The sequence below is a fragment of the Clostridium sp. AF50-3 genome, assembly GCF_003477445.1.
GTDB lineage: Bacteria > Bacillota > Clostridia > Lachnospirales > Lachnospiraceae > Otoolea > Otoolea fessa.
Map to the genome: position 1 here is coordinate 1 of NZ_QUDH01000003.1, position 21,128 is coordinate 21,128.

The 21,128-nt window shown below is 49.1% G+C and carries 21 protein-coding genes and 8 tRNA genes; 6 read left to right on the forward strand and 23 right to left on the reverse strand.

Translation table 11 applies throughout. The annotated features are described in order from the left end of the window. Positions 1-734: 734 nt before the first annotated feature. From DW085_RS04305 to DW085_RS20400, 6 genes are all read right to left on the reverse strand, one after another. The gene (locus tag DW085_RS04305; RefSeq protein ID WP_118491573.1) at positions 735-2,186 is read right to left on the reverse strand and encodes a 4Fe-4S dicluster domain-containing protein; all 1,452 of its coding nucleotides are present in this window, start codon (positions 2,184-2,186) and stop codon (positions 735-737) included. Between the two features lie 15 nt (positions 2,187-2,201). Beyond that, positions 2,202-3,386 (reverse strand): SpoIIE family protein phosphatase, encoded by a 1,185-nt coding sequence (locus tag DW085_RS04310; protein WP_107000473.1) that lies wholly within the window; start codon positions 3,384-3,386, stop codon positions 2,202-2,204. Further along, positions 3,387-5,102, reverse strand: a complete 1,716-nt coding sequence (locus DW085_RS04315) for a [Fe-Fe] hydrogenase large subunit C-terminal domain-containing protein (RefSeq protein ID WP_107000474.1) — start codon at positions 5,100-5,102, stop codon at positions 3,387-3,389. Positions 5,103-5,139: 37 nt separating this feature from the next. Then, on the reverse strand, positions 5,140-5,385 hold the full coding sequence (locus tag DW085_RS04320) for an NAD(P)H-dependent oxidoreductase subunit E (RefSeq protein ID WP_107000475.1): 246 nt from the start codon (positions 5,383-5,385) through the stop codon (positions 5,140-5,142). A 304-nt stretch (positions 5,386-5,689) separates the two neighbouring features. Continuing rightward, positions 5,690-6,016 (reverse strand): HAD-IA family hydrolase, encoded by a 327-nt coding sequence (locus DW085_RS20395; RefSeq protein ID WP_347474969.1) that lies wholly within the window; start codon positions 6,014-6,016, stop codon positions 5,690-5,692. Beyond that, positions 6,013-6,303 carry a hypothetical protein gene (locus tag DW085_RS20400; protein ID WP_347474970.1) on the reverse strand — a complete coding sequence of 97 codons (291 nt, stop codon included), beginning with the start codon at positions 6,301-6,303 and terminating at the stop codon, positions 6,013-6,015. Before DW085_RS20400 ends, DW085_RS20395 begins: the two co-directional genes overlap by 4 nt. Before the next feature lie 188 nt (positions 6,304-6,491). Between DW085_RS20400 and DW085_RS04330 the strand changes: the two genes are divergently transcribed. Continuing rightward, positions 6,492-6,827 carry a cyclic-di-AMP receptor gene (locus DW085_RS04330; protein ID WP_022358984.1) on the forward strand — a complete coding sequence of 112 codons (336 nt, stop codon included), beginning with the start codon at positions 6,492-6,494 and terminating at the stop codon, positions 6,825-6,827. A 149-nt stretch (positions 6,828-6,976) separates the two neighbouring features. On the opposite strand, the gene DW085_RS04335 is transcribed toward DW085_RS04330, so the two are convergent. From DW085_RS04335 to DW085_RS04375, 9 genes are all read right to left on the reverse strand, one after another. Continuing rightward, positions 6,977-7,060, reverse strand: a tRNA-Leu gene (locus DW085_RS04335). An 11-nt stretch (positions 7,061-7,071) separates the two neighbouring features. Next, positions 7,072-7,151, reverse strand: a tRNA-Leu gene (locus DW085_RS04340). Between the two features lie 277 nt (positions 7,152-7,428). Next, positions 7,429-7,501 (reverse strand) — tRNA-Ala (locus DW085_RS04345). A 103-nt stretch (positions 7,502-7,604) separates the two neighbouring features. Further along, positions 7,605-7,677: transfer RNA gene (locus tag DW085_RS04350), tRNA-Thr, on the reverse strand. 233 nt (positions 7,678-7,910) lie between these two features. Then, on the reverse strand, positions 7,911-8,675 hold the full coding sequence (gene rlmB / locus DW085_RS04355; protein ID WP_022358985.1) for a 23S rRNA (guanosine(2251)-2'-O)-methyltransferase RlmB: 765 nt from the start codon (positions 8,673-8,675) through the stop codon (positions 7,911-7,913). 19 nt (positions 8,676-8,694) lie between these two features. Continuing rightward, positions 8,695-9,132: a ribonuclease III domain-containing protein gene (locus DW085_RS04360; RefSeq protein WP_107000477.1), complete on the reverse strand. Its 438-nt coding sequence runs from the start codon at positions 9,130-9,132 to the stop codon at positions 8,695-8,697. Further along, the gene (gene cysS / locus DW085_RS04365) at positions 9,117-10,526 is read right to left on the reverse strand and encodes a cysteine--tRNA ligase (protein ID WP_107000478.1); all 1,410 of its coding nucleotides are present in this window, start codon (positions 10,524-10,526) and stop codon (positions 9,117-9,119) included. The genes DW085_RS04360 and cysS overlap by 16 nt, the downstream gene beginning before the upstream one ends. A gap of 18 nt (positions 10,527-10,544) precedes the next feature. Beyond that, on the reverse strand, positions 10,545-11,120 hold the full coding sequence (gene ispF, locus DW085_RS04370) for a 2-C-methyl-D-erythritol 2,4-cyclodiphosphate synthase (protein WP_118491575.1): 576 nt from the start codon (positions 11,118-11,120) through the stop codon (positions 10,545-10,547). Positions 11,121-11,217: 97 nt separating this feature from the next. Further along, positions 11,218-12,165 (reverse strand): YegS/Rv2252/BmrU family lipid kinase, encoded by a 948-nt coding sequence (locus DW085_RS04375; protein WP_243033928.1) that lies wholly within the window; start codon positions 12,163-12,165, stop codon positions 11,218-11,220. A gap of 241 nt (positions 12,166-12,406) precedes the next feature. Here DW085_RS04375 and DW085_RS04380 point away from each other — a divergent pair. The 5 genes from DW085_RS04380 (at position 12,407) to DW085_RS04400 (ending at position 13,645) form a co-directional block, all read left to right on the forward strand. Next, positions 12,407-12,479: transfer RNA gene (locus DW085_RS04380), tRNA-Val, on the forward strand. Positions 12,480-12,497: 18 nt separating this feature from the next. Next, positions 12,498-12,571: transfer RNA gene (locus DW085_RS04385), tRNA-Met, on the forward strand. 8 nt (positions 12,572-12,579) lie between these two features. Further along, positions 12,580-12,652, forward strand: a tRNA-Val gene (locus DW085_RS04390). Between the two features lie 17 nt (positions 12,653-12,669). Further along, a tRNA-Met gene (locus DW085_RS04395) sits at positions 12,670-12,743 on the forward strand. Positions 12,744-12,979: 236 nt separating this feature from the next. Beyond that, the gene (locus DW085_RS04400) at positions 12,980-13,645 is read left to right on the forward strand and encodes a phosphatase PAP2 family protein (protein ID WP_118491747.1); all 666 of its coding nucleotides are present in this window, start codon (positions 12,980-12,982) and stop codon (positions 13,643-13,645) included. 288 nt (positions 13,646-13,933) lie between these two features. Here DW085_RS04400 and DW085_RS04405 read toward each other — a convergent pair whose 3' ends face one another. The 8 genes from DW085_RS04405 to pyrE form a co-directional block, all read right to left on the reverse strand. Next, positions 13,934-14,953 (reverse strand): glycosyltransferase family 2 protein, encoded by a 1,020-nt coding sequence (locus tag DW085_RS04405; RefSeq protein ID WP_107000480.1) that lies wholly within the window; start codon positions 14,951-14,953, stop codon positions 13,934-13,936. A 14-nt stretch (positions 14,954-14,967) separates the two neighbouring features. Continuing rightward, positions 14,968-15,561, reverse strand: a complete 594-nt coding sequence (locus DW085_RS04410) for a hydrolase (protein ID WP_118491577.1) — start codon at positions 15,559-15,561, stop codon at positions 14,968-14,970. Between the two features lie 224 nt (positions 15,562-15,785). Further along, positions 15,786-17,066: a D-alanyl-D-alanine carboxypeptidase family protein gene (locus DW085_RS04415; protein ID WP_118491579.1), complete on the reverse strand. Its 1,281-nt coding sequence runs from the start codon at positions 17,064-17,066 to the stop codon at positions 15,786-15,788. 69 nt (positions 17,067-17,135) lie between these two features. Continuing rightward, positions 17,136-19,235, reverse strand: coding sequence for an aminopeptidase (locus DW085_RS04420; protein ID WP_243033929.1), 2,100 nt, complete (start codon positions 19,233-19,235; stop codon positions 17,136-17,138). Between the two features lie 100 nt (positions 19,236-19,335). Then, entirely contained in the window at positions 19,336-19,662 is a 327-nt protein-coding gene (locus DW085_RS04425; RefSeq protein WP_107000483.1) for a hypothetical protein, read from the reverse strand. Continuing rightward, positions 19,643-20,110, reverse strand: coding sequence for a VanZ family protein (locus DW085_RS04430; protein ID WP_107000974.1), 468 nt, complete (start codon positions 20,108-20,110; stop codon positions 19,643-19,645). Before DW085_RS04430 ends, DW085_RS04425 begins: the two co-directional genes overlap by 20 nt. A gap of 106 nt (positions 20,111-20,216) precedes the next feature. After that, positions 20,217-20,366, reverse strand: coding sequence for a hypothetical protein (locus tag DW085_RS19065; RefSeq protein ID WP_022359365.1), 150 nt, complete (start codon positions 20,364-20,366; stop codon positions 20,217-20,219). 74 nt (positions 20,367-20,440) lie between these two features. Beyond that, entirely contained in the window at positions 20,441-21,115 is a 675-nt protein-coding gene (pyrE, locus tag DW085_RS04435) for an orotate phosphoribosyltransferase (protein WP_107000484.1), read from the reverse strand. Positions 21,116-21,128 lie beyond the last annotated feature (13 nt).

The window sequence follows — 21,128 nt, forward strand, 5'->3', positions numbered from 1 at the left end:
GTAACGGAATTTGCCGTGGCTTCGCATTTAAATACGGCAAATTCCTGCTGCCACCACGTTTTCTTACGGCACTTTCGGTTCCAAAAGTGCCTACCTGTGAACAGTAACTATATAAGTTCTAATTTGATTCAAAACACACTCTCACTCTGAGTCAGACAGCGGTTCTTTCTGTATATAAAAAGCTTTCATTTTGCATTGCATATATCATATAATATATTGCACATTTTTTATAACGATACAGTTATCCGATTCTCCCAAATTTTCCTAAATCATCGAATTCTGTGCGAAACGCACCTCACAAATTACCAGAATAAAAAGATAAATTAGAACGAAACCACCTGCGACCGCAGTTCATTTCGATAAGATATATTGAGTCTAACACATCTATTCTCTAAATGCAAGAACTCTTTTGGAATTTTCACAACGAAAAATGCCCGCCCCAGAAAATAAAATTCATATTCCAAATTTCATTTTCCAGAGCAGGCACTTTCCCACTAACTCATATTTCAAGTCGAACATCCGTGAGACTTGGCGCGTGATTCTGGTCAGCAAAGCTGACATATTCCTATCAGAATCACTGCGCATCCTCGCGGAGCGTTTATCTCATTCGGAGATTGGACTCCCACTGAGACAAATTTGCCATTACTCACCACCTGAAGAGGTGGGAGTCTTCTAGACTGAGATAAATTCCTATTTATTTTATCTCAGCCACATTCTCCCAAGAGTATCCCACATCAATGCCGATGCATCGAGAACGACGACATATCATACGCCTTCAGGTTCTCATGTACTTCTCTTGCATCTGCCTCGGCGATGAGTTTGTCTCTCGACTTCTTCGCCTCCATCTCGGCTTTGTGCTTGCTCGGTCCGCCGACACAGCCGCCGACGCACGCCATACCCTCGATGAAGTCCTCCGGCAGACGTCCCACTTTCAGAAGAAGAAGGGCTTTCTTACACTCAGCCGCACCGTTGCAGCGCGCTACCTTGATATCGGTATTCTCACCAGACTCTTTCAGACATTCTAATACCGCCGCTGTTACGCCGCCGCCGTTGCCGAAGCGTTTTCCAAATACACTGGCTTCCTGCATACTGTTCTCTTCCGGCTCCAGATTTACGTCTTTCGCCCGCATCATCGCACGGATCTCTCCGTAAGTCATCGCATAGTCCGCATTGCCCTGGATATTCAGATCCAGCGTCTCGCTCTTCTTCGCGATACACGGTCCGATAAAGACAGTGACAACCTCCGGATCCTGCGCCTTCAGCATACGGGAGACCGCACACATCGGGGAAACCGTCGTGGACATATTGTCAAGCAGCTGTGGGAAATGCTGTTTGATCATGTTGACAAATGCCGGACAGCAGGAGGTCGTCATCTTCTTGCCCTCTTTGTAAGCTTCCGCCCACTCTTCTGCCTCGGCTGCCGCGGTCATATCGCCGCCCAGACCAACCTCGATCATATCTGCAAATCCAATCTTCTTTAAAGCTGTTTTCCAACTTGCAAACGTGATGTCCGGTCCAAACTGGCCTTCGGTCGCCGGTGCCAGCATCGCTACGACCTTTTTGCCTGCGTTGATCAGGCGGATCACATCGACCATGAAGGTCTTGGAACCGATCGCACCGAACGGGCAGGAATGGATGCAGGCGCCACACTGGATACATTTTTTCTCATCGATCACACATACACCATACTCATCGTAGGTAATCGCATCCACTGGGCAGACCTTCTTACACGGGCGCTCCAGATGGGCAATCGCATTGTATGGGCATGCCTGGGAACACTTTCCGCACTCGCGGCATTTATCCGGGTCGATGTGCGCCTTGGTATTTCCCATGCTGATCGCTCCAAACGGACAGGAGTTCTGGCAGGCTTTACCCATACATTTACGGCAGTTATCGGTGACTGTGTAGGACGCAATCGGGCACTCCTCACAGGCTGCATTGATAACCTGTACGACGTTGTTTGTATTGCGGTCAGACGGACATTTACCTTCTGCCAGACGGATTCTCTGGCGGACAATCTCTCTCTCCTTGTATACACAGCAGCGGTACTGTGCCTGCGGACCAGGGCTGATTTTGTACGGAATATCGTCTCTTCCGTCCTCTAACTGATCATTCCAAGCAAGCTTTGCTACCTCATAAAGTATCTCATGTTTGATGCGCAGAATTGTCGCGTCATTCGTTACCATGTTTTATCCTCCTTATTAATAATACGTTACCGTAACTTTCTTTCCCATACCTTCGACTGCTTCTTTTAGCTGTTTGACCAGGTTCTGGCGGATTCCCAGATCAAACGCCAGCCCTGGATTCTGGTAGGCGCTGTTCGCCGCCGTTCCCACAAACATATGTAATTCCGTGCAGTCTTCTATCAAAATCTTCGCGATCATGGACGCACCATTTTTCTTGTCCAACTCGCTGAAAAACTCAGAACTTAAATCGCATTCGATCAGATAGCGTTTCAGAAGTTCGATCGCTTTCCGCAGCGTCAGGACTCCCTCCGTCACCAGATCGATGCCTTCCATAAAAGCGATCGGCGGAATATCCGGGTCGCTGTAATCCATTGATACCCGCAGCGGTCGTCCCAGCTCCCGCGACAGGATCGTCGCGCTGGTTCCGCCCGATACAATGTGCTTTGCCGACTCATCTTTCATAAAATCCGCCGTGATCGTCTCATCGTCGTTGCGGTCGAGCGGCGGTCCCGTCATCAGGTTGACCGGTTTCCGGTCAATGATCCGAGCTACCACAACCGTCGTATCATCGCCCGGTTTTCCCTCGTAAATCTGGCTGCATTCCGCACAGAGTGCCGCCGCCATACGTGCCGACGAAAGAGAGGTCAGGCATTGTTCCGAAACAAACTCTGCCACCGACTCCCACGGCCAGCCAAATTTATATTTGCCGCTCTTTCCGACTCCCGCGTGCGTCACGCCGTCGCTGACAAGTACCAGCGCATCACCCTTCTGAACCTGGAACCGGCACTCGCTGATCTCCTTGTCCTTGACGAGACGCTTGTATTTCTGCAGCTCCACCACATGACCACAGCGCAAAAAAATGCATCGCGGGTTATCATATTCAACTAAATATACCTCGCCGTTGTTGAAAATCTGGAGAATCGAGAACGTCGCATACGCCACCTGTCTCGTCTGACAGATCGGAAGCGTCTGCACAATCGTCTCCACACATTCCTCCAGCGTGGCTCCATTTAAAAACATCGTACCCAGAATCTTTGCCGTCAGCGTCGAAAGAATATTCGCCTTGACGCCGCTTCCCATGCCATCCGCCAGAATGATAACGTCCGAATCTTCCGTTTTCAGGCACTCTACCGTATCGCCGCACAGGATCTCTGAATACTTATTCAGACTTTTAAACGTGACATCTACGGTTACTCCCATTTATCGGACCTCACTTTCGCTCTCATCGTCAATCAGGGAACAAAGCTTCATCAGGGTTGTCTTCGTCTCCGCCGTCGTCTCACCCAGGAGTCCGGCAATATTCTGTGCAACCATCATCTGTTTGTAAATGACATTCTGTGCCAGATCAATGGTCGCCTTTTTCTTGGCATATTCCTGTTTTGCCTGTTTTTCCTCGCGCGTCACATCAATGATCGTGGCAATGACAAAATTGCCGTCATCGATATACGCAATGTTTTGAAGCGTCACAAGATTCCGATCCGGATAGATCACCTTCCGGCTGTGGACGCTTGTGTGCGTCCGGAATACCTCGCGTACATCCTCGGCGTTGATAAAGTCCTCCAGCGGTTTTCCCTTGATCGCCTCCGGTTTGACGCCGAAATACATTTCTGCCGCCACCGAACACTCCCGGATCCGCATATCATCGTCGATGATCATGATCAGGTTCGGGGACGTATCCATCACCAGATGAGACAGCGACTGCGCCCGGTCATGCAGGTACGGAATACACATATCGACCTCCGCCTTTTTCTGGAAAACGGCGATCGCTTTCTCCCGGCAGGTCGGATAACCGCACGCACCACAGTTTAATTCCTGCTCTGGTGTCGTCTTGCCCGTCTTTTTCAAGATCTCCCGGATCTCTTCCTCGGTCGGAATCCGCTCCTTCTGGGAACGGTCCGCAAACGTCCGGTGAATCTCTACCTGACGCGCCGCCTCATGCATCAGGGACAAATCTGCCGGTTCCTTCGGAAGCATCGCTTCCAGATCCAGCTTAACTTTAAAACTCGACACCGAGGTCGCCGTGGACGGTCCATTGACACAGCCTCCATGACAGGCGTTCATCTCGATGAAACAGCCAGCCACCTCGCCGGTTTTCATCGCCTCACAGACATCCAGACAGTCCTTCACGCCGCTGACGTAGAACTTGCGGTACTTGTCCGGTTTCTTCTGGGTCGCCGTCACCGCCGTGAGCAGTCCGCCGCTGACCGGATAACGCAGGTTCGCGCCCGGTTCACGATCCTCGAACGGTTCTTCCTCACATGCTTCGATCTCGATCTGTTCCTCTGACAGCCACTGTTTTAAATCCTCAAATGTGAGGACTGCATCCGGCTTCACAACCCTGTTTTTCTCTTTTTCCGCGATACACGGTCCGATCACAACTACCTTCGCCGTCTCGCCGAACTCCGCGTGCAGCATGCGCGTATGGATCCCCGACGGAATCAGCACCGGTGCCAGATATTTGATGAGTTCCGGATAATGAATCTCAATCAGGTTCACGATACTCGGACAGGCAGTTGTGATGATATTTTTCATCTCGCCCTGCTCTAATAAACGGACATACTCTTCCGTCGCCAGCGCGGCGCCCTCCGCCGCATCACAAACATTCGTAAATCCCAGCTTTTTTAATGCTGACTTGACCTGCCCCCGCTTTTTATACGGCAGAACCCCCATATAGGAAGACGACAGCGATGCAATGACCGGTGCGCCGCTCTCAATCAGCTTTTTGACCTTGGAAAGTTCGCTCGGAACACGTTTTGCCGACTGCGGGCAGTTCAAAAGGCACTGCCCACAGAGAATACAGCGATTTGGCATGATATATGCATGACCATCCCGGATCATGATTGATTTCACTTCGCAGCCCCGCACACATTTATAACAATGCTTACACATCGTCGCCTTAAAATCAATAATCGGCATAGACTCTCCCTCTCTTTTTGCCGTTATATGTAAACGATTACGCGTTCAGGCGTCCCAGAATCTCCTTCTGGAAAAATTCTTCGGTTGTCTCCGGTTTTACGGAATACAGTTCTCCGTCTATCGTCACACAGACACCTTTACGGCAGTTGCCGCTGCAGAAATCTCCATTTAAATCTACCTCACTGTCCAGATGATTCTCTGAAACCAGCTTCTGCAGCTTCTGGATTACCTCACGGGATCCTTTCAGATGACAGGCACTTCCGATACAAATCGATACTCTCATATAATGACCTCCTCACTATCCGTTATAAAACAGACGCAGCCTTTCACCGGAGATTCCCGGTCAAAAAACTGCCTGTTCACATGCATCTTCCAGGGGAATTTACTAAAAATGCATCTTTCCCCATTCTTCTTCATTATCTCATATTGTGATATTATTATCAATCAAATTTCTTGCTGATTTTGTATTTTTTTTAGACCATAAGTGCCTGATTCCAAAACCTTTTCACTTTCTTTTCATCAGCTTATGACTCTCCCGGTGTTTTTTAGGAAAATAATCTTTTTATCGGCCACCTTGCACTGCTTTTCTATAATATTTCCATCTCCTCCATGTACGCCCGCAGCCTCTCCACATTCCCGTCCGCAAAACAGTAACCATCCATGCCGCAGCCCTTCGCGCTATCGATGTTATCCTGACGGTCATCGATGAAAAAGCATTCTTCCGCTTTGAGATGAAATTTTTCAAACAATCTCTCATAGATCGCCGGATTCGGCTTCGCCAGCTTCTCCTCCGCTGAGACAAGCGTGCCATCAAAATATTCAATGCCCGGAATCTCATACTCGAACACACGCAGGCGCACGGAACAATTCGAGCAGAGGTAGATGCCGCAGCCCTTTTCTTTCAGTTCCTTCACCAGCTCTCCCATCCCCGGCTTTGCCAGATGTTGTACTCATGCCAGTGTTCCAGACTTTCCTTCGCCAGCCAGCGCAGATGTTCATTTGGCAGGCGTTTCTGCACCCGCTCCAGCGCCTGTGCATCCGTCAGCGTTCCCTCGTCTAAAAGCGACCACTCCTTCGAATCAAACAATTCGCGGTGCATCCACTCCACATCCTCCGGATTATCTGTGTACTCCCAGCACACCTTGACCGGATCATACTCCAGTAAAACCATTCCCATATCAAATACTATATTTCGAATCATACTTCTGCCTTTCTCTCATCCCGCAAATCTGCCGCCATTCCTGCGGCAGATGGAATTTTCAGTCCAAAAAATTCTCACCTGCAAGCAATCATAATCATTTATATTTTAACATAAATTTCTCATTTTTTTATTTCCATTTTCATAAATTAATGGTACAATAATAGAAAATTTTTCAGGAGGTACCGCTTATGAAAATGATTATCGCAATCATTGGCAGTGAGGACGCCGATGATTTAGTATATGAATTAAACCAGCACTCCTTCTTTGTCACCAAGCTTTCCACGATGGGCGGCTTTCTGAAAAAGAAAAGTACAACCCTGATGCTCGGTGTCGAAGATGAACGCGTCGAGGACGCCATCTCCATCATCAAAAAAATGTCCGGTGCCCGCGAGCAGCTTGTATACACGCCGCCGACCATGGCCGGAAACTGCTGCCCGACCGTTAATATGACCGTTCCGATGAACATGAAAGTCGGCGGAGCAACCGTATTTGTAATAAATGTAGAAGAATTTCAGAAATTCTAATTTTTTGATTTATATTACAAATTCGAATTACAAAAGGGGCTTTCGCTTGCGCGTCTGCCCCTTTTTGATTCCTTGTATAGAAAAAGAAAAACTCCCGGAGAAATCATCTCTGGGAGTTCCACGCTGCACTCAGGTTCTGCAGCTAATCATGCAGAAGAAGGGACTTGAACCCTCATGATGTTGCCATCACACGGACCTGAACCGTGCGCGTCTGCCAATTCCGCCACTTCTGCGTAATTTCTAGTGCGGGCAACAGGACTTGAACCTGCACACTCTCGTACCAGAACCTAAATCTGGCGCGTCTGCCAATTCCGCCATGCCCGCTTGCTTGTCTTTCTGACTCACAAGTGAGTTTATTATAACATAGGGTAGTTCAAAATGGAAGAGTTTTTTTTATTTTTTTGAATTTTTTCGAAAGTTCTTTTTTAAAAAATGTGCGGCAAATTCATCGATACTGAAAGTCCGTGTGATCTTTCGTGTGATCCTTGTACCGAAAAGTTTGTACCTATAACGGAATATTTTGTTCCGCTTGAAATCTTAAAAACACAAAAAAGCCTTGAAAACAAAGGAAAAACCAGTGTTTTCAAGGCTTTCTCTATCATGGAGACAACGGGATTCGAACCCGCGACCTTTGCGTTGCGAACGCAACGCTCTCCCAGCTGAGCTATGTCCCCGTCCAAACTGTTATCATTATAGCACAACTGGAATGAATTGCAAGTAGAGAATAAAAAAAACGGAAACCCTTGTAAATCAAAGGCTTCCGTTCTTTTCTAGCAGAGCTGCTGACGGGAATCGGACCCGTGACCTCCGCACTACCAATGCGACGCACTACCGACTGTGCTACAGCAGCATCTTTTTGTTTTCGGCTCATCTCTAAGCTCGATTAGTTTATCATGATACAATCGTTTTGTCAACGGTTTTTTTGAATTTTTTTTATTTTTTTAAATTTCCCGTTTTTTTCATCGGATGCCTCCGTTTTCATTCGCAGACATCCGATTCTCATTTCCTATCTTTTCATATTTTTATATGATTCCAACGGGGAGGGGAGTAGCGGAATCGGTTGCCCGATACCTTTCACTTACCCTACATCATTCTCTGACGCACAATCTCATATGCCAGCACACCAGCTGCCACCGATGCGTTCAGGGAGTCGATATCTCCCTTCATCGGGATCGATGCGATGAAATCACATTTTTCCCGCACCAGACGGCTGACACCTTCGCCCTCATTGCCAATCACCAGACCGATCGGTCCTTTTAAGTCGAGGCGGTACATGCTCTCTCCGCCCATATCGGCGCAAACAAACCAGAGTCCTCTCTCTTTCAGCTCCTCGATCGTGGCTGAAATATTGGTTACCTTCGCCACCGGCGTATAATTCAGCGCTCCCGCCGAGGTCTTCGCAACCGTCGATGTCAGTCCCACTGCGCGGCGTTTCGGGATGATCACGCCATGTGCGCCTGCCAGATTGGCAGTACGGATGATCGCACCCAGATTATGCGGATCCTCAATGCCATCCAGAATAAAGAGAAACGGCGGCTCGCCTTTCTCTTCTGCCAGCTTTAGCATATCTTCCACCTCTGCATAGCGGTATGCCGCTGCCTGTGCAATCACGCCCTGATGCTTGCCGGTCTCAGAAAGCTGGTCGAGTCTCTCCTTCGCCACATAGTGGATGATCGTATTCTGCTTTTTTGCCTCTCTCGTGATCGTCTTGACCGGTCCATCCTGGCAGCCATCCAGCACAAACAGCTTATCCACCGTCTTGCCCGAACGGAATGCCTCTAAAACGGCATTTCTGCCTTCGATCATCGTCTCTTCAAATCTATTTTCCTGCTTATTTTCCTGTTCCATCTATCTTCCTCATCATGATTTATAACGATATTAATTCTCCCATCTGTTCCAGCCCTTTTCCCAGAAGTTCTGCCATCCTGTCAAACTGCTCGGTCAGATAGAGATAGCCCATCAGCGCCTCAAATCCGGTCGCCATCCGGTAATCCTTCATCGTCGCGTGCTTCGGCATCGTAAAAGATTTCGCATTGCGTCCGCGTCGGTATGCCGCCTTCTCCGCATCCGTCAGCTCTTCCTCCAGAAGCAGATAAAAATGTGCCTGTGCGTCCGCCTTGACCAGGTTCGCCGTCTTCTTGTGCATCTTGTTGACCTGCATATTGCCGCGGTTCATGACAAGGGTGCGGATCGCCAGCTCATAGACCGCATCGCCGATATACGCCAGCGCCAGCGGGGAATACTCCCCCGCCTCAACATGTTTTAAATGCAGCGCTTCCTTAAACGCATTTAAGCCCGTTTCCATTTGACGCCCTCTCTCGTATCTTCCAGAATAATTCCCATATCGAGAAGCTGTCCACGGATCTCATCCGCCAGTGCGAAATTCTTGTCTTTTCTCGCCTGCTGGCGTTTTGCGATCAAGTCTTCTACTTCGCTGTCCAGAATCTCTTCCTTCTTCTCCGTGATAATACCGAGCACATCGCAGAGTTTATCCATCGTCTCTTTAACATAGGAAACGTATGCCTTCGTCGATGCTTCCGAAATCGTGGAGTTGCTCAGTCGTACAATCTCAAAAATAGCTGAAATCGCATCTGCGGTGTTGAAATCATCGTCCATCGCCGTCTCGAACTTCTGAACCAACTCCTCGACTGCTGCCTGATTCTGCTTCTCCTCTGCCGTCATCTCGCCCTCTTTCGCTGCTTTCAGGCAGTCTGCCTGATGCTCTGCCGCAGTGCGGATGCGCTCTAAGCTGTTTTTCGAAGCTTCCATCAAATCCGCGCTGAAATTGAGCGGGCTGCGGTACTGGGCGCTCAGCATGAAGAGACGCAGAACCTGCAAATCGTATTTCTCACTGATCTCACGCACAGTAAAGAAGTTTCCAAGAGATTTGGACATCTTGCGGTTATCAATATTTAAGAATGCGTTGTGCATCCAGTAGTTGGCAAAGGTCTTGCCATTCGCGCACTCGCTCTGCGCGATCTCATTTTCATGGTGCGGGAAGATCAGATCCTCTCCGCCTGCATGGATATCGATGGACTCGCCAAGGTATTTCTTGGACATCTCGGAGCACTCGATATGCCAGCCTGGACGGCCCTGGCACCACGGAGACTCCCAGAACGGCTCTCCTTCTTTTTTCGGTTTCCAGAGAACGAAATCGGTCGGATCTTCCTTGCCTTCCTCTCCGGTTACCTTGATCTCACGGAAGCCGGACTGCAGATCGTCCAGATTTTTATGGGACAGTTTTCCGTACTCTTTAAAGGATTTGGTGCGGAAATAAACCGTGCCGTCAGCTGCCACATACGCATGTCCTTTTTCGATCAACGTATTGATCATCTCGATCATACCGCCGATCTCCTGAGTCGCCTGCGGATTCTTCGTCGCCGGTTTGACGTTCATCATCTCCATATCTTTTTTGCACTCTGCGATATAGCGCTTGGAGATCGTCTCCGCATCCACGCCCTCCTCGATGGCTTTCCTGATGATCTTGTCATCCACATCAGTAAAGTTAGATACATAGTTTACTTCGTATCCTTTGTACTCAAAATACCGGCGGACCGTATCAAATACGATCATCGGTCTTGCATTTCCAATATGAATAAAATTGTAAACAGTCGGTCCGCACACATACATCTTAACCTTGCCCGGTTCGATCGGCACAAACTCCTCTTTTCTGCGGGACAATGTGTTGAAAATTTTCATAACCTCATTACTCCTCTTCTATTTTAAATCTGCTTCCGGTGCTGCCTGACAGCCGCCACAGCCGCCGCATCCACCGCAAGCCGCTGCCTGCGTCATCATTTCACTATCATAACAGTAATTCTCCACTTCCGTCAACAGGGTAATCGCCTGTGAGGAAATGCCCTCGCCGCTGCCTGTAAAACCAAGCCCTTCCTCAGTCGTCGCCTTGACACTCACACGGCTGACCGGAAGCCCCAGCGCATCTGCAATATTTTCTGCCATCTGTGGGCGGTATGCCGCCAGCTTCGGGCGCTGCGCAATGATCGTGGCATCGATATTTTCAATCACATAGCCGCGTTCCTGCAGAAGTTTCCCTACCTTTTTCAGAAGCTCGATGCTCGACGCACCCTCATATGCCGAATCCGTGTCCGGAAAATGCTGTCCGATGTCGCCCAGTGCCGCCGCCCCTAAGAGCGCATCCATCACCGCATGCACCAGCACATCCGCATCCGAATGTCCTAACAGCCCCTTCTCATACGGGATCGTCACGCCGCCTAAAATCAGTTCCCGATCCGGAACAAGTTTATGCACATCATATCCCTGTCCTATTCTCATCGTATTCCAGTTCCTTTCTTGGTCATTTTGTAACTGTCCGGACTGCCCGCAGTTACTTTATTTGATAAATTATTTTATACTTTTGAAAAATATACACTTATCCAACAATTTTTAATTTTCGCTCAATACAGCGGACTTCCAGATTGCTCTGGTACTGACAGCTCTCGCCGTCCACGTGAACTGCCATCGGGCGTTCCGTGTAGATCTGGACCTCCCGGCAGCTGAAGCACCGAAGCCCCCGGTTGTGGGAGCGCCGGAACAACGCCCGGAGCAGAGTTCCAAGCACCTGCCGCTTCGAGGCATGGCTGACAATGCAGACCTCCAGGTTGCCGTCGCTGCTGTCCGCCTTCGGCGCAAACCAGAATCCGCCACCCTCGCAGGGTTGAATCTGTGCACTGATAAAATAAATATAATTAAATTCCACCCGGCGCGTTCCATCGAGCAAAATATATCCCCGGATCGGTTTCGCCTTCAAATACTGTATAAATCCCAGTATCCGGTACGACAATCGCCGCAGATGAATCCGGTTGCAGATATTTTTGATCGCCGAACGCTGCATATGCTGGCATACCTCCGCATCCAGCCCGATCCCCGCGCTGACGATAAAACGCCGATGTCGGAGCACATCATCGCCATATGCAATCACACCATAATCGATCTGCCGGATCCGCCGCGCCTTAAAAATCCGGCGCAGTCCACGCATCGGTCTTCTCGAAAGCCGGAGCCCGCGCGCCAGATCACTGCCTGTCCCCACCGGAATATAGCCCAGCGTCACCATGTCGCAGGAAACGATTCCGTCCACGACCTCATTCATCGTCCCGTCACCGCCCACGACCACAATCACCCGTGCCTCCTTGCAGTGGGACGTCAGCTTCCTTGCATACTCTGTCGCCTGCCCCGCATATTCTGTCAAATATGCCTGATACTCAACCCCGTCCCGCACAAGCCGCTGCTCTATTTTCTTCCATATCCTATAGCCGCGGTCACTCTGTGAAGCGGGATTAATAATGAAATAATACATTACTCCATCCTCATATTTTGCCATAACGTCCCCTGCTTTCCGAAAATACAGAAACTCCCCTGCCGGGGCGTTATATTTTATCTTTTACCCTGCCAGAATACCTGTCACAGGATACAGCGCCATTACAATTTTGCATGAGATAAGTATACCATACTTCCTTTTAAATGATAAGAAAATTTCTATAAATTATTTTCTCAAAAGTGTTGACAATCTTGAAAATTTATATTATACTTGCAAAGCAGTCGTGATTTGTGCGAGTGTCAGCGGGATCTTAGCTCAGCTGGGAGAGCATCTGCCTTACAAGCAGAGGGTCACAGGTTCGAGCCCTGTAGGTCCCACTTTTCTAAATTTAATATGGCGAGATAGCTCAGTTGGCTAGAGCACGCGGTTCATACCCGCGGTGTCGAGGGTTCGAATCCCCCTCTCGCTATTTTATCTGGGATCTTAGCTCAGCTGGGAGAGCATCTGCCTTACAAGCAGAGGGTCACAGGTTCGAGCCCTGTAGGTCCCACTTTTAAAATTTAATATGGCGAGATAGCTCAGTTGGCTAGAGCACGCGGTTCATACCCGCGGTGTCGAGGGTTCGAATCCCCCTCTCGCTATTGATGAAGCAGCTTGCAGTTGAGCAAGCTGTTTTTATTTTACTTAACGTCCCTGTCCATCCATAAAATTTTTGTTTAACAAATTTCACATTCCATAACCTTTTTCTTAATATTTATAACAATCCCTATTTAGCCTTGAAGTTGGCGGGTGAGTGTGCTATAATCAGACGAACTTGGAGAGATGTTAAAATAATGTTAATTTATTTATGATAAAAAGAAAATCGAGGTTGATTGATATGAAACATTTTCTGAAGGAACTCCTGAAGAAATACGGGCATATATGGATTCTGGGATACGGATTTATCTATCTTCCGTGGTTTATGCATCTGGAAAAAACCGTGACCTCCAATTACCATATCATGCACTCATCGCTGGATGATATGATTCCGTTTAATGAATACTTCGTCATCCCATATTTACTGTGGTTCGCCTATGTGACCGCTGCGATTGCATACCTGTTCTTCAAGAACAAAGAAGAATATTACCGGTTATGTGCATTTTTATTTACCGGCATGACGCTGTCACTCTTAATCTGCACCCTGTTCCCGAATGGAACTGACCTGCGGACGGTCGTAGATCCGGACAGGAATCTCTGTTCCCGTCTGGTCTATATGCTCCACCAGGCTGATACAAACACGAATGTATTTCCGAGCATCCACGTGTACAACTCCATCGGAACCCACATCGCGGTCATGAAGAGTGAGTCTCTGAAAAAGCACAAAGTAATCCGGATTCTTTCCGGTATCCTGATGGCCGCTATCTGCATGGCAACTGTCTCGCTGAAGCAGCACTCGGTTCTGGACGTCGCAGGCGCGATTCTTTTAAGCGCAGCTATCTATCCGTTAGTATATGCAGGAAGCACGCAGGAAGAGACAGAGAACGAACCAGAGTATATTCGGTGAAGGATTTCTCAAGACAAGTAAACATAAGCTGGCGCCAAAGTATGACAGGTGCCAGCTTTTTATCTGCGATAAATCCCCCCTGCCGCAGCCATTACGAAAACTAGGTCTCTAACATTCATCACGTGGTAATCCCTTATCGAATCATATCTAATGATTGACATAGAATCAGAAAATCCGACCATCTGGAAACACTCGACTTTCCAGACGATCGGATCTTTTAATTTCACTTTTATGATAGATTTGATTTCGTTTTCTAATCCATATTATTTCAATTTTTATAATGAATTTCTAGTTAAACCCATAAAACTTCTGCGAAATCTTATAGCAGGCGATCGACACCTTCCGTCCGCCTTTTCCCGGCAGGTTTACGCCCTGTCCGAGGAAGCCCCAGCGCAGGCGCATATACAGCGTGAAATTCTGCTGTTTCAGATACTGCCACAGTTCTTTTTTCTTCTTCAGATTCTCCTCTGTCTCCGAGCGAATCGCCAGAATTGAAGTAACTGTCATCATGATCTCCAGATAGCGGACCATGTAGTGGCGCAGCTTTGGATTCTTGATCTTGGTCACATCGTAATATCCCAGCATCAGCTTCGTGACGAGTATCTGCTGATCAATACGGCTGATCATGACTTTTTCATTGACCGACTGATCGTCGCGTCCGATGAAATAGCGGTAGAAATTCACATCCAGGTAGTACATGGATTTTACGTGTGGAAGCGGCTGATATACAAAAATATTATCCACGTAGAACGTATGCTTTGGCAGTTCCAAGCCGCAGTTCCGAAGCATTTCCACACGGTAAATGACCGAATGCATCAGGATATACTGTCCCAGACGGAAGCCTCTTGCACCGTTCCAGTCGATGAGCTGGCGTTTTGGGAGCGCCATGTTGTAGTTCATAACTTTTTTGTGCTTCGCGCCCTGTTTTTCATAAACGAAGTTGGTAATCAGCATATCCAGCGTCACATTGTCATGGACAAATTTGCGCAGCGTATCCAGAACCTCCATATATGCCTCTTCGTTGACCCAGTCATCGCTGTCCACGACCTTATAATAGACGCCCGTCGCATTGCGCAGTCCCGCATTGACGGCCTCGCCGTGACCACCGTTTTCCTGATGAATCGCCCGGCAAATTCCCGGATAGTTTCTCTCATACTCATCGGCAATCTCCGCCGTATTATCTTTTGTGGAACCGTCATCCACGATCAGGATCTCCACCTCATCGCCGCCCGGCAGCAGGGATTCGATGCAGTTACGCATATATGCCGCCGAATTGTAACACGGAATCGCTACCGACAACAGTTTCATTGGTTTATTTTCTCTCAAAACTCCAGTTCCTCCATCTCTTTTTTGACCCGATCCTCACAGGAGCGCATGGCGAGAATCGTCTGTTCCATCAGTTTGTCTAATTCCCAGCCAAGCTGATCAGCCCCGCGGCGGATCACATCTCTGGAACATCCAGCCGCAAATTTCTTGTCCTTAAATTTCTTCTTAAGACTTGAAAGCTCCATGTCCTTGGTGCTCTTGGACGGGCGCATCTTCGCCGCCGCCCAGATAAGCCCTGTCAGCTCATCAGCTGCAAACAACACCTTTTCCATCTCATGTTCCGGAGCCACATCCACCCGTATGCCGTAGCCGTGGCTGACAACCGCATGGACTAAATCTTCCTCTGCGCCTCCGTCGCGCAGAAGCTCCGGTGCCCGCTCGCAGTGTTCTTCCGGATAAAGTTCAAAATCAATGTCATGCAGCAGTCCTGCCATGCCCCAGAATGCTTTTTCGTCCCCGTATCCCAGCTGCTCGGCATACCACTCCATGACGCCTTCCACGGTCAATCCATGTAAAATATGAAATGGTTCTTTATTATACTTGCGAAGGAGCGCAAGCCCCTGTTCTCTGCTCAGTGATGTCTGTTTCATCCTCCGTGCCTCTCTTTCTCTTTCCACGTTTCCGTGTCCAGATCCTTGTTTGAGTCCTGATTGGAAATATTTTTCTGTGCAAAAAATACATTCTTTTCAAGATTCTCAGTAATTCACACTATCTATAGTTATAACAAAATTAACCAGCAAAATAAAGCAGATTTTTGTAAACGTATTGTGAACAAGTCGTTGCTGTTCACGCATACGTGCCCAGTAATAACAACTCAAACTCCCCACGTCTTCCACATTGACTGAAATTCTCTTTCAAAATAAGTTACGCATCGTCTTAAACACCACCCATAATCAATCTTCTCCACTGTTTCTGCCGCATAGATCGGATAAGCAGCCACCTGCTCGTCATTAATATAATAGGATGCCTGCCCGACCTCCTGTCCTTCATGAACCGGTGCTTCCAGCTCGGTCGGGTACTCATAACGGATGTCTGGCTTCTCGTCCGCGCGCAGAAGCATCAGAAACGTCTGTTTTTCCGATGGCAGATTCAGTGTGAGCGCCGTCGTTCCTTTCACGCCCCGCCTCACCTCCACCTCCGGAAATGTTTTCTCCCGGTCAAATATATCATACCAGTTATATGTATCAAATGCATACTGATCGAGTTTCCGCATATCCGCCCATTTGTACGTCTTGTGCGGCGGCCACCCGCAGCCGAGAAGCGCCACCGTAAATGCTTTTCCTTCTTTTTTTAACGCCGCTACATAACAGTACCCGGCTTTCCCGGTAAATCCTGTCTTGCCCGACAGCACCTCCGCGCACTGGCTTAAAAGCGCGTTGTGGTTTGCCAGGTAAAATGAACGGTTTCCCGACTCATCCTGAATCGTCCGTGATGCCGTACGGGTAATTTCCAGAAATGTTTCGCGGCACGGCGACTGGAACGCGCAGTAGCGCATGATCCGCGCCATATCCGCCGCAGAAGCGCTGTGTTCGTTTCCATCCTCATCCGCAACGTCCAGACCGTTCGGTGTCACGAAACAAACATTCTTACATCCTATCTCCCGCGCTTTCCGGTTCATTTTCTCCGCAAATCCTTCCACACTTCCCCCGATGTGCTCCGCCACCGCCACGGCGCTGTCGTTGTGGGATTCCAGCATCAGGGAATAGAGTAGATCCGATAGGCGGTACCGCTCCCCCGCCCGCATATTGAGCTGGACATCCGGCATGGAGGCCGCTTTCTCTGATACCTCGACCCAGCCATCGGGATTTCCCTGTTCCAGTGCGAGAATGCAGGTCAGAATCTTCGTCGTGCTTGCCATCGGATAAGCGGTATCCGCATCTTTCCCCGCCAGAATACGCCCACTGTCCGCATCCATGAGAACCCAGGCGCGGGCGTGAAGGGTCTGTTGTAGAGAAGTCTCTTTCTCTCCCAGAATCTCTTTATTTTCTATGTTTTCACGAACAAAAACCGCCCCGCCGACCGGAACCAACTGAATCATCGCCAGTATACTTCCTGCCAGCAGAACGGCTATCCATTTTCTGATTCTATCTCCCATCCGGCTGCTCCGGAATCCCTTTTCAGGAGATTATATGAGAATAAACCTGTTTTCTATGACTTTTTCTTTTTATTTTTCCAGCGGCTCATTCAGCTTCTCCGTCCTCGACAGCGCAAACCGTCCGCCCGCGATGATCTTTACACTCGTTCCATCTGGATGAATCGCCTCGATCGTATCCAGCTCGGAGTACGGGATTGTAATGTCCGTATGGCAGCCAAAATATGCCTCCTGCGGGTTTTCTTTGCGTTTTGCTGAAATCTCATTCTCACGCGCCACCATCTCGCGTCCATCCGGGTTGAAGACCGGGCAGTCCTCCATCCAGCTGTAGCAGGTATCGCCTACCGCAAAGTGCGGTCCCATCTTCTCGGCAATCAGAATCGGGAATTTGTCGAGAATGCCGTAGCGCAGCGCTACCTCATACGCAGTTGTGTTGGTGCCAATCGCAAACTCTCCCATCGGCAGCGTCTCATGGTTTTTGAGGATCATCTGTTTCACTAACGCCTTATTTTCCTCTTCCGTCTCAAAGTTTTTGCAGGTATAGGAGACAGCGATACCATTTTCAAACCGGATTTCCAGATCTTTGAACTGAAATTCCCCAATATAGACGCTGCCGACATGCAGAAGCCCGTTTGTCCCAGCAAGCTGCGGGGAGGTAAAGACTTCTCCAACCGGAATATTTACATCCGCCACACAGTTTTCGAAATTCGACTGTTTCGTCGGCTCAGCAAGCGTGTGAAGCTGTACGGTCAGATCGGTACGGTTGCCGCCGCGTCCGCTGATGTGGACTTGCGATGCCTGATCCAGTTCGTTGATCATGATCTGCTGGATGTCGCGGTACAGCTCATAGTCCAGCGTATTGATGCGGATCGTCTCCTTAAAAATCGCCTCAAACTCCGCTCCGATCTCCGGAAGCGGGAATGCAATGATTGTGAAGCTCGTCTCCGTTCCCGGAATATACGCGTCCACAATCTGCATCGCCTCATTGCTGTAGGATAACAGCAGTTTCTCCTGTTTTTCACTTAAAGAAAAGGCTGCTGCTGCATTGACCGGCTCAAATCCGGCCTCGCCGAAGGTTTCCACAACTGCCGGACCGGCATATACCGACGCCAGATCCTTGTATGTCTCATATGCCACCTTCAAAATAGACAGTTTCCGCTCACGAAAGGCCTTGTCCAGGTAAACCGCATTGTCGTAGCGGTGATCATACTCGTACTGGCGGTTCGCCGGTGTGCCATAGTAACCGTTCGTGCGCGCCGCCATCCGGTTCACCGTGCCGATGGAGGCGCGGGCAATGATCGGCTCCAGACCGAGTTCGCGGAAATTTTCCACTGCCATCCGGATCATGCGCTCAAATCCGATGTGGTAACGGATCTGCACCGTTTTCTTGCCCTCATAGCTGCGTCCGGTCGCCGCAAATCCCTTGCGGTAGCCTTCTGTGTAGGTATCTGCCATCCGGCGTACCGTCTCCTCCGGCAGCTCATTCATAAAACGTGCCGTCGCAAGCTCTGTCTCCGAGATATATTCGCCAAACCGGTACAGATAACGCAGATCGTTTAAATCACTGTCCATGATGATCGATTTTCCGAAATCCAGCGACGGATCCAGCGTCTCACGCACCCGCCACGGAAGCATCCTGTCACAATAATCACTGACAAAATAGTAGAGCGGCTCGCGAAGCTCCGCCACCTCCGGCGTCCCGTCCTCAAACAGGTTGTAAACCTCAATAAACAGTTCCTCCAACACCGTCACATCCACCAGACGGCTCTCATAGGCGTAAACGATCGCGCTGCGGATCTCCGTATAGAGAAATGACAGCCACGGACCATAGTTCTCTCCCAGCTCTTTTGCCGCATAGTCCGGGTTCGCAAAACTCTTCTCATACGCCCCCGGGAGTATATCCGCATAAAGCGTCCGGTTAAATTCTGTTGCCTCTTTCTGGCTCATCGCCGCCAGCGTCCCATCCATCTGTTTCTGGAAGGTTTCTTCTATCAGCTCGATAAACTGGACGGTGCGCTCAAAAAATGCCCGGTATGGCTCGCCAACCGTCGCTTCTTCTTTCATATGGCCGATGCGCTCCATCGCGAGCTCATGGCGCTCCGCAACCGCCTCATTTTCTTCTTTCAAAAGTTCCCAATATTTCATGTTCAGATATTTCCCTCCTTCTGCCATCGCCAAATTTCCCTTTCAAACCACGCCCGCCGCAAAGGCTCTTATCGGCGTTCCATTGGTCCGGCATTCCAGGCAAGCCACGCATAAAACCCATTCATTCTTAGCCCCGGATGCCAATCAAAATCGTCACAATCCACCAGATGACCAGAAGCCCCGACAAAATCGTACCAATTTTCGCGAATATATAATTTTTTTCTTCTTCTTTAAAAGATTTCCATCCGTACATCAGCGACGCCACGGAAAATAATATGCTCGAAAAGCACATCGACAGCGCGCCGACCGGCGTATTGCCCTGGCTGCGGACACTGAATGCCATCCCTGCCACGCACAGCAGCAGACCGACTCCCGCCAGTCCCAGACAGAGATAGCCGTGTTCTGCCATCGGCTTGCGGATATAAGAAATCCGGTTATCTGTTTGACGTCCCATGCAGACACCTCCCAATTGCACGTGTAATCCACTGGCAGAGGTAGCCAGCAATTCCACCTAACGTATTTAAAAACATATCATCCACATCAAAACTTCCCACCTTGAATACGAGCTGAATCGTCTCGATGCTCAAAGTCAGAAGGAAGCTCAGAATCAACATCAGGTACCATTTTCCAAATCTCGGACTGATGATCGGCAGGAAAAATCCAAACGGCATGAAGCACACCACGTTGCCAGCCGTATTTAACAGGAACGCTTCCGTTCCCACTATATCACGATAAATATAAAACCGTTTGATTTCCTTAAATAAAACGAGATTATAGGCATACTCCACATGCGGCGCGCGCCCGAATCCGTCCGAAAAAAACATAAAATATATAAGAAGCACCAGGTATGCGACAAAGAATATCCAGCACACCTTCTGATGCGTTTTTGTCCGTTTCCACATAATTCCCCACATAAACTGCCAGAAATGAGAAAAACCGTACACCGTCCCCGGTCATACGGTTTTTCTCTTTCGACTGGGCATATCTGCCCTGTTTCAAATCCAATTTTTAGAATGTAATATCTGATTTGCGTTTCAGTAAAAACGCACCGCTGACGATCGCCATCACACCGGCTGCCAGCCCTACCGTGATGATCACGCTTCCAATCACGATATTAATCACACCGGTTCCCTGCATCGTTTTGTAGATCTTTTCCATATCGATCCGCTCCTTCTTACACTCCGTCGCATGGCATTTCCCATTTCAAGCATGCCGCTCCGTGAACCAAATCTCTATTTTGCACCGTACTGCTCATAGTATGCGTCGATCGCTGCTTTCAGTGTATCATCGATCACGACCTTGCCCTGGCACTCCTTGTTGTACAGGCACTCTACGACATCTGACATCGATACGATCGCTGCGGTCGGGAAGCCGTACAGTTCCTTGATCTCATCCAGCGCACACTTTTCTCCCTTGCCGCGCTCCATACGGTTTAAAGATACCATCAGGCCTTTGATCTCCACATCTGCCTGGGATTTGAGGATCGGGAAGGTCTCCTCGATGGATTTACCGGAAGTGGTTACATCCTCGATGATAACGACGCGGTCGCCGTCCTTTAACTTGCTTCCCAGAAGGATGCCGGTATCGCCGTGATCCTTGACCTCTTTCCGGTTGGAGCAGTAACGTACTTCTTTGCCGTACAGCTCACTGATCGCCATCGAGGTGGCAACTGCCAGCGGGATTCCCTTGTAAGCCGGTCCAAACAGGACATCGAAATCCAGACCATAGTTGTCATGAATCGCCTTTGCGTAATACTCGCCCAGACGGCGCAGCTGCGTACCGGTTACATATGCACCCGCGTTCATGAAGAACGGAGATTTACGTCCGCTCTTTAAGGTAAATTCGCCAAACTTGAGCACTTCGCTCTCTACCATGAAATTGATAAATTCCTGCTTATACTGTTCCATCATACTCTCCTAT